This window comes from Vicinamibacteria bacterium (genome assembly GCA_035620555.1).
Lineage (GTDB): Bacteria > Acidobacteriota > Vicinamibacteria > Marinacidobacterales > SMYC01 > DASPGQ01.
Window position 1 is genome coordinate 24,228 of record DASPGQ010000411.1, and the last position, 7,346, is coordinate 31,573.

At 63.4% G+C, this 7,346-nt stretch carries 6 protein-coding genes; 5 read left to right on the forward strand and 1 reads right to left on the reverse strand.

Features of this window, described 5'->3' with window-relative positions:
* The first annotated feature begins 69 nt into the window (after positions 1-69).
* The 3 genes from VEK15_16815 to VEK15_16825 all read left to right on the forward strand — a co-directional run bounded on the left by VEK15_16815 (position 70) and on the right by VEK15_16825 (position 3,883).
* Complete coding sequence (locus VEK15_16815; protein HXV62366.1) at positions 70-2,841, forward strand: protein kinase; 2,772 nt, start codon at positions 70-72, stop codon at positions 2,839-2,841.
* Between the two features lie 395 nt (positions 2,842-3,236).
* The gene (locus tag VEK15_16820) at positions 3,237-3,503 is read left to right on the forward strand and encodes a hypothetical protein (protein HXV62367.1); all 267 of its coding nucleotides are present in this window, start codon (positions 3,237-3,239) and stop codon (positions 3,501-3,503) included.
* Positions 3,503-3,883, forward strand: coding sequence for a retroviral-like aspartic protease family protein (locus tag VEK15_16825; GenBank protein ID HXV62368.1), 381 nt, complete (start codon positions 3,503-3,505; stop codon positions 3,881-3,883). Before VEK15_16820 ends, VEK15_16825 begins: the two co-directional genes overlap by 1 nt.
* Before the next feature lie 276 nt (positions 3,884-4,159).
* On the opposite strand, the gene VEK15_16830 is transcribed toward VEK15_16825, so the two are convergent.
* Entirely contained in the window at positions 4,160-5,854 is a 1,695-nt protein-coding gene (locus VEK15_16830; protein ID HXV62369.1) for a D-aminoacylase, read from the reverse strand.
* Between the two features lie 117 nt (positions 5,855-5,971).
* Between VEK15_16830 and VEK15_16835 the strand changes: the two genes are divergently transcribed.
* Both VEK15_16835 and VEK15_16840 read left to right on the forward strand, forming a co-directional pair.
* Complete coding sequence (locus VEK15_16835) at positions 5,972-6,400, forward strand: HXXEE domain-containing protein (GenBank protein ID HXV62370.1); 429 nt, start codon at positions 5,972-5,974, stop codon at positions 6,398-6,400.
* 8 nt (positions 6,401-6,408) lie between these two features.
* Positions 6,409-7,149, forward strand: coding sequence for an MBL fold metallo-hydrolase (locus VEK15_16840; protein ID HXV62371.1), 741 nt, complete (start codon positions 6,409-6,411; stop codon positions 7,147-7,149).
* Positions 7,150-7,346: the final 197 nt, after the last annotated feature.

Here is a 7,346-nt window from a genome sequence, read left to right on the forward strand (position 1 = left end):
CCCGGTTGAGCGGCGGGACTGCCGTCAGAACGCTTGTAACCTCCCCTCATTGCCGTTACATTCCCTCGAATGTCACTCGCCGCCGGAGCCCGCCTCGGCCCGTACGAGATTGTCTCTCTTATCGGTAAAGGGGGGATGGGCGAGGTCTACCGCGCTCATGACACCAAGCTCGACCGCGATGTCGCGGTCAAAGTCCTTCCCGAGGAGCTCGCCGCGGATGAAGAACGGGTCGCGCGGTTCGAGCGCGAGGCGAAGCTCCTGGCGTCGCTGAACCATCCGAACATCGCGAGCATCCACGGATTCGAAGAATCAGATGGCGTCCGAGCGCTCGTCCTGGAGCTCGTCGAAGGCCCCACGCTCGCCGAGAGGATTGCTCGAGGTCCTATCCCCGTCGAAGAAGCCATCGCCATCGCAAAGCAGATCGCCGAAGCGCTGGAAGCGGGTCACGAAGCCGGAGTCGTCCACCGCGACTTGAAGCCCGCGAACGTCAAGCTCAAGGAGGACGGCACGGTCAAGGTCCTCGACTACGGACTCGCGAAAGCGCTCGAGGACGACTCACCGAGCGGTGCGGACGCCGAGCTGTCGCAATCGCCGACCCGCCTTCGCCAACCTGTCCGCCGAAGTCTTGACGATGGTGGAGGCTCCGGCGGGCAGGCGCGGCAAGGCACGCAGATCGGCGTGATTCTCGGTACCGCACCCTACATGAGCCCGGAGCAAGCGAAGGGCAAACGCGTCGACAAGCGGACGGACATCTTCGCCTTTGGTGCGTTGCTCTACGAGATGCTCTCGGGCAAGAGGGCCTTCCCCGGAGAGGACATCTCCGACGTTCTCGCCGCCGTCCTCAAGACGGAACCGGATTCCGACGCACTCCCGCCCGGCATGGACCCGCGGCTTTTGCGTCTTCTCGAGCGTTGCTCCAAGAAAGATCCCCGATATCGGCTGCGTGATATCGGGGACGCGCGCCTAGAGCTCGAAGAGATCGCGGCAACCCCGTACACCGAGCCGTCCGTGGCTTCGGCGAGCTCATCCACGGCAGCGTCGGGATGGCTGCGAGTGCTTCCATGGGCCGTCGCCATCGCGGCCGCGGTGGGTGCAATCGTTTCGTACGTGCGAACGCCGCCGGCGAGGCCGCGGCCGGCTCAGGTGCAGATCGAGTTGCCGCCGGGCGTCGTCCTTCCGGTGGACACCGAGCACCCGGTGCTCGCCCTCTCCCCCGATGGGAACCGCCTGATCTTCGTGGGTGAGCACGAGGGGGTGCGCCGCCTCTACCTTCGGGGCCTGGCTGCACGGGAAGCGCGGGTCATCGCCGGGACCGAAGAAGCGGCGTCGCCTTTTTTCTCTCCCGATGGACGGTGGATCGGCTTCCTCACCAATGACTCCATAAAGAAGGTGTCCCTCGACGGCGGCGTGCCGATCGCTGTCCATCCCGATTCGGGGCCATTCGTGAACCAGGGCAGCACGTGGAGCGGCACGGACACCTTGTTCACGGTGTGGAGCCCCAACGACGGGCTCAGCCGTGCCTCTATCGGTGGCGACTCGCTCCGGGTCGGCGAATATGAGTACGTGACCCAGTCATCAACGGCCTGGCCGAGCGCGCTTCCGGGTGGCCGCTACGTCCTGTACACGGACACCAGCGAGGGCTCGACTGACGAAGCATCGCTCGCCGCGTTGGATGTCGAGACCCTCGAAAGCCGAACCCTCGTGAGAGGAGCCACGAGTCCTCGTTACGCGACGACGGGGGATCTCCTGTTCGCACGGGACGGCGCGATCTATGCCGCCTCTTTCGATGCCTCGCGGGTTGAGGTCACCGGGGCGGAGCGAAAGCTCCTCGATGGGGTCATGTCCTCGAAGAACGGAGCGGCCCAATTCACGGTGGGCGGCTCCGGGACCCTGGCCTACGTTGCCGGGGGAACGGCACTAGGGGACGACGAGCTCGTCTGGGTCGACCGGGACGGGAACGTGGAGAGCATCTTCGAGAGCGGTCAACTCTACCAGCCCCAGCTCTCTCCGGACGGACGACGCGTCATGGTGACGAGTCGAACCGGCGCCAACGTCGACCTTTGGGTCTACGACCTCGAACGTGCCACCTTTACTCGCCTCACGACCGATCCGGGTGAGGATGTAAGCGGGGTATGGAGCCCGGATGGCACGGCCCTCGCCCTGGCCTCCGAGATCCAAGCCCCCGATTTTTTTCTCTCGCTCGCGTGGATGCACGACCTGAGCGCGACCCCGGAGGTGCTCGTACCGAGCACGGACGACACGAACTGGTCCCTCCCTTCGTCGTGGTCCCCCGATGGCCGCTTCCTCGCCTTTACGATGGTCCGCGACGCCGTCAAGAAAGACGTATGGCTCTATCCCATCGGCGACGGGGGTGGGGGTACGGACGGTCCTGTTCCGTTCCTCGCGAGCCCCGCCAACGAGCGCGACGCCGCGTTCTCGCCCGACGGCAAGTGGATCGCTTACGCATCCGATGTCTCGGGTCGCAATGAGGTTTACATTCGGTCGGTTCTGAAGGAGAAGCCGGAGGCCACGCTGGTCTCGTCGGGCGGTGGGGCAGGGCCGATATGGTCCCGTGATGGCCGGGAACTGTTCTACCGGCTGGGCTACAAGGTGATGGCCGTTTCGATCGGAAGGGGAGACAGGATGGAGCCGACCACACCTCGGGCCCTGTTCGAGGGACGCTTTCGCCTATCCGCCGGGGAGGGGGGAGGGAATTATGACGTCTCCTCCGACGGTCGCTTCTTGATGGTGCGGGCGAAGGATCTCGTTACGCCCGACGTCATCCACGTCGTATTCGACTGGCCCGAGGCGTTCGAGGGAGACTCGCGGAGCGGGAGCTGACAGCGCGAGACCGATGCCGATTTCGGCGAGCGCGGCACCGCACCCTGCGCCGTTGAGAGCGGACGATGCTCCGTTCCGTCGCACCGAGCGCGATACGAATTCCCGTCTCGCGCCTCCGCCCGCGCAAGATCCAGGAAACGAGCCCGAGCGTTGCTAGCGACGCGAGGGGGCGACCCCGAGCGCGCCGGGTGCCCCCGCGACCCATGCGATCGCGATGTGCCCGTGCGGACGCAACCGGTCTCCGAGGGTCGCGATCTTATACGCGAGGACGTCGGGGGGGTCGACGTACAAACAGGTACCTCAAGAGATCGAGGCCATTCCCCGAAGGGTGGTGCAGCCGCGAGGTTCTCAGCTAAGCTAGGGTATGGCGTCTTTGCGTTGAGGGATCGCAAGGCATGAGCCAGACCACGAAGTCGATGCGTTACCAGCAGGGTTTCGAAACCGAACGAAATGCGTTCGAGAGGCTGGCCCCCGCGCTACAGGAGAGCTACGAGGACGTCTTCGTCGCGGTTCATCGTGGAGACGTCGTCGATTCCGACCCCGATCTCCCCACGCTCGTCGCTCGGTTCTTCGAGCAGCATCCCGACGCCAGCGTCTATTTCGGTTACGTCGGAAAGCATCCGCCGAATCTGCGCGTCCCCTCCCCGTCGGTTCAGCGGTAATGCCAGCTTACCGAAGCCGAATCGGCTCGGTGCAATTCCTTCCCCCTGCGCCGGTAGTCGAGCTACATGTTTCCGACGGCTCATCAGTGGAAAGCGTGGAAGCTTTGATTGACTCTGGCGCCGACGCAACATGCCTCCCGGTCATGGTGGTCGAACGGCTCGAGCTTCAGCCGATTTCGGTACTCCTCGTGGGCGGAGCTGTAGCTCGCGCCGAGAATCGGCTCGTTTATCGTGCACGCAGTCTTCGGCTCGCTCATATCGTCGTCGACAACTTCGCCGTCATCGAGATGCCCATCGACGACGCCATCGTAGGCCGTGACCTTCTGAACCGGTTCCGCGTGCTACTTGACGGGCCAAAGCTTGCCTTCACGATCGAGTGAATTTGTGTGTGCACGGTAGAGCCCAGAGACCGGTGCATTGAGCTCGAGGCTGGCAATGCTGCAGTCGCGCTGGCTCGGGCCGCAGCAGGCCGAGGGATTCTCGTGAGTAAGTTCGAGGGCTTCTTTACCGGCTGAACCCGACGGAGGCTTTCGCGATCGCGCTGGTTCGCGCGATCTCAACTGCATCGTTTTTCGGAATAGAGGGCCTTCCGTGCGCGCGCCCATAACTTATAGGCCGTTGTATCTCGCGATGGGCAATCGGACGGGCCCCCGGCTCTATTCCGGGCGATCGGACCAACCCGACCAGCCGGGGCCCCGGACGACGCGGCCGGGCGTCGCACCGGTGTGCTCGCCGTCTTTCAACACGTGCTCTCCGTTGACCCAGACGTGAACGACCCCGGTGGCGAGCTGGTGAGGCCCCTCGTAGGTCGCGTGGTCCTGGATCGTCGCCGGATCGAAAACGACGACGTCCGCGTAAAAGTCCTCCCTGAGACGCCCGCGTTCGCGAATCTTTAGATTCTCGGCCGGTAGCGACGTCAGCCTCCGCACTGCCTCCTCGAGTGGAATGACTTGCTCGTCGCGAACGTATTTGCCGAGAAGCCGCGCGAAGTTTCCGTAGGCGCGCGGGTGAGTGCTCGAGCGCAGAAAGACGCCTTCGGGCGCCATCGAGCCCGCGTCCGAGCAGAAGCTGACCCACGGGAGCGCGATCTGTTTCTTGATGTTGTCCTCGGACATGAGGAAATACACGACCTGGACGCGGCTCCCGTCCTCGACCACGAGATCCATGGCCGTTTCTTCCGGTGACGTTCCGCGCATCTCGGCCACTTCGGCGAGAGTCTTGCCGGCAAGCGGTTTCAGGTCATCGTTTTTGAACCCGACGAGGAGCGTCTTGTCCGCTCCGGCGGCGAGAAAGAGGTTCTCCCACTCGTCCGTCGGCGTCGACATCTCCCGTTTCAGCCGCTCTCTTATCGCGGGTTCCTTCAGGCGATTCACCCACGCTTCGTAGCCGCCCTCCTGAACGGCCGGCGGCATCGCCGCGTCGAGACCGGTGGAGCCGGCGGTGTAGTTGTACATATCGGCGGTAATCTTCAGACCTTCGGCGCGCGCCGCCTCGACTTTCGCGATCACCTCTTCCATCTTGGACCAGTTCGAAGTACCGCCCGCCTTGAGATGGTAGATCTCGGCCGCGATGTCGGCTTCACGCGCGATCCGAATCAGCTCATCGACTGATTCGAGGAGACGATTGCCTTCACTCCGCATGTGAGAGATATACATCCCTCCATGTTCGGCAGCGACTTTGGATAGCTCGATGAGCTCGTCGGTGCCCGCGTAGAACGCGGGCGCGTAAATCAGCGAGCTCCCGACGCCCAACGCACCTTCTTCCATCGCCTGGCGCACGAGCGCGCGCATGCGCTCGAGCTCTTCTTCGGTGGGGGCGCGGTTCTCGTAGCCCACCTCGTGGATCCGAACAGTGGTCGCTCCCACGAACGACGCGACGTTCGGTGAGATTCCTCGGGCGACCAGATAGTCGAGATACTCGCCGAGAGTCGTCCACTCGACATCGAAGCGGATATCGCCTTGCTGCTTGACGACCTCGGCTTTCATGGCCTCGTTGAGAGGCCCCTCCGACCAGCCTTCGCCGAACACTTCGAGGGTGACGCCTTGCCGCAGATCGCCGAGGGAGCGGCCATCCTCGATCAGGCTCTCCGTCGCCCAGCTCAACATGTTGATGAAGCCGGGAGCGACCGCCAGGCCGGTGACGTCGACTTCGACCGCCGCGGTCGCGTCACCGACGTCGCCGACCGCGGCGATGCGATCATCTCGGATCGCGATGTCTCCAACGACGCCTGGGTTGCCGCTTCCGTCGTAAATCGTGCCGTTTCGAAGAACGACGTCGTATTGGATCGGCTCCGTCGAAGATCCGCAGGCAGCGGTGATCGGAATTAGAAGAAGCCACGCTATTCGGTGCATGGGTTGAAACCTCCTCGAGCTCGACGCATCACGATTTTGTATCACACTGGCGGCGCGCCGGTTTTTCTTCCGGCATCCGGCGGTGGCATGATGGCCTCCATGGAGAAAGCATCTCCGATGTCAGAGAAGAGCGGCCGGCGCGAGCCCCGGTGGGGCATCGCGTGGATCTTGCTCGTGGGCGCCTTAGCACTCCACGTAACCGACGAGGCCCTCACGGGTTTTCTCCCACTCTACAACTCGATTGTGTCGGGGATTCGCGAGCAATATCCGCTGTTTCCGTTCCCGACGTTCACGTTCGGCGTTTGGCTCGGCGGGCTGTGCGCCATCGTGACGACGCTGTTTTTTCTTTCCCCGCTGGTTTTCGCGGGCCGCTGGTGGCTTCGATGGGTGTCGTATGCTTTGTCGTTCATCATGATCCTCAACGGCCTCGGTCACATCACGGCGTCTTTGCTCTGGGGTCGCTTCGCGCCCGGAGTCTATTCGTCGCCGTTCCTGCTCGCGGCCGCGATTCATCTCTGGATATCGGCCTACCGGAGTAGCGCGTAAGGCGGACCATGGCTTCCGTGCGGGTTCGTTTCCTCGGAAGCGGGGATGCGTTCGGAAGCGGCGGCCGCTTTCAGACGTGCATCCTCATCGAAACCAACGGCTACAAATGCCTTCTCGACTGCGGCGCGTCGTCGCTCATCGCCCTCAAGGGAGCGTCGGTCAAACCGAACGATATCGACACGATCCTCGTGACGCATTTACATGGCGATCACTTTGGAGGAATCCCCTTCTTCATACTCGACGGGCAGTTTTCCCGGCGCACCAAACCGGTCCTCGTGGCCGGTCCCCCCGGCACTCGCACCCGCGTGAGAGAGGCGATGGAGGTCTTGTTTCCCGGGTCTTCGACCGCTCGTCGACTTTTCGAGGTCGAGATCGAGGAGCTCGTCGAGGATGTGCCTTGGGCGCACGGCCCTCTGACGGTGACTCCTTTCGAAGTCGTCCACGCCTGCGGAGCGCCGCCCTACGCCCTGCGGGTCGACCTCGGTGGCAAAATTATCACCTATTCCGGCGACACGCAGTGGACCGATCGACTGGTCGCTGCGGCCGCCGGTGCGGATCTCTTCATCTGCGAAGCCTACTTCTACGACAAGCGGGTACCGTTCCATCTCGACTACGAGACACTCATGCAGAACCGGTCGAAGATCGACTGCCAACGCATCGTGGTGACCCACTCGGCCGCCGATCTGGTCGCCCGGCTGCCCGAGCTCGAGCTAGAGGCCGCCTATGACGGTCTCGAGATCGCGCTGTAGGTCTCGGTGGGGTCTTTTTAATCCACAACTTCCGTGATAGTAGCGGACCTGATCTAACTTCCTACGATTCGTCCCTTCGTGTTTCGTCGTGGCCGATTCAGACAGACGAGGAGACGCATGACGCGTGGCTCGAACCTGACCGCCGACCCATCCGGGCCGGTAGCCTGGTTGTGAAGCGGCTCGACGTGCCATGCGCC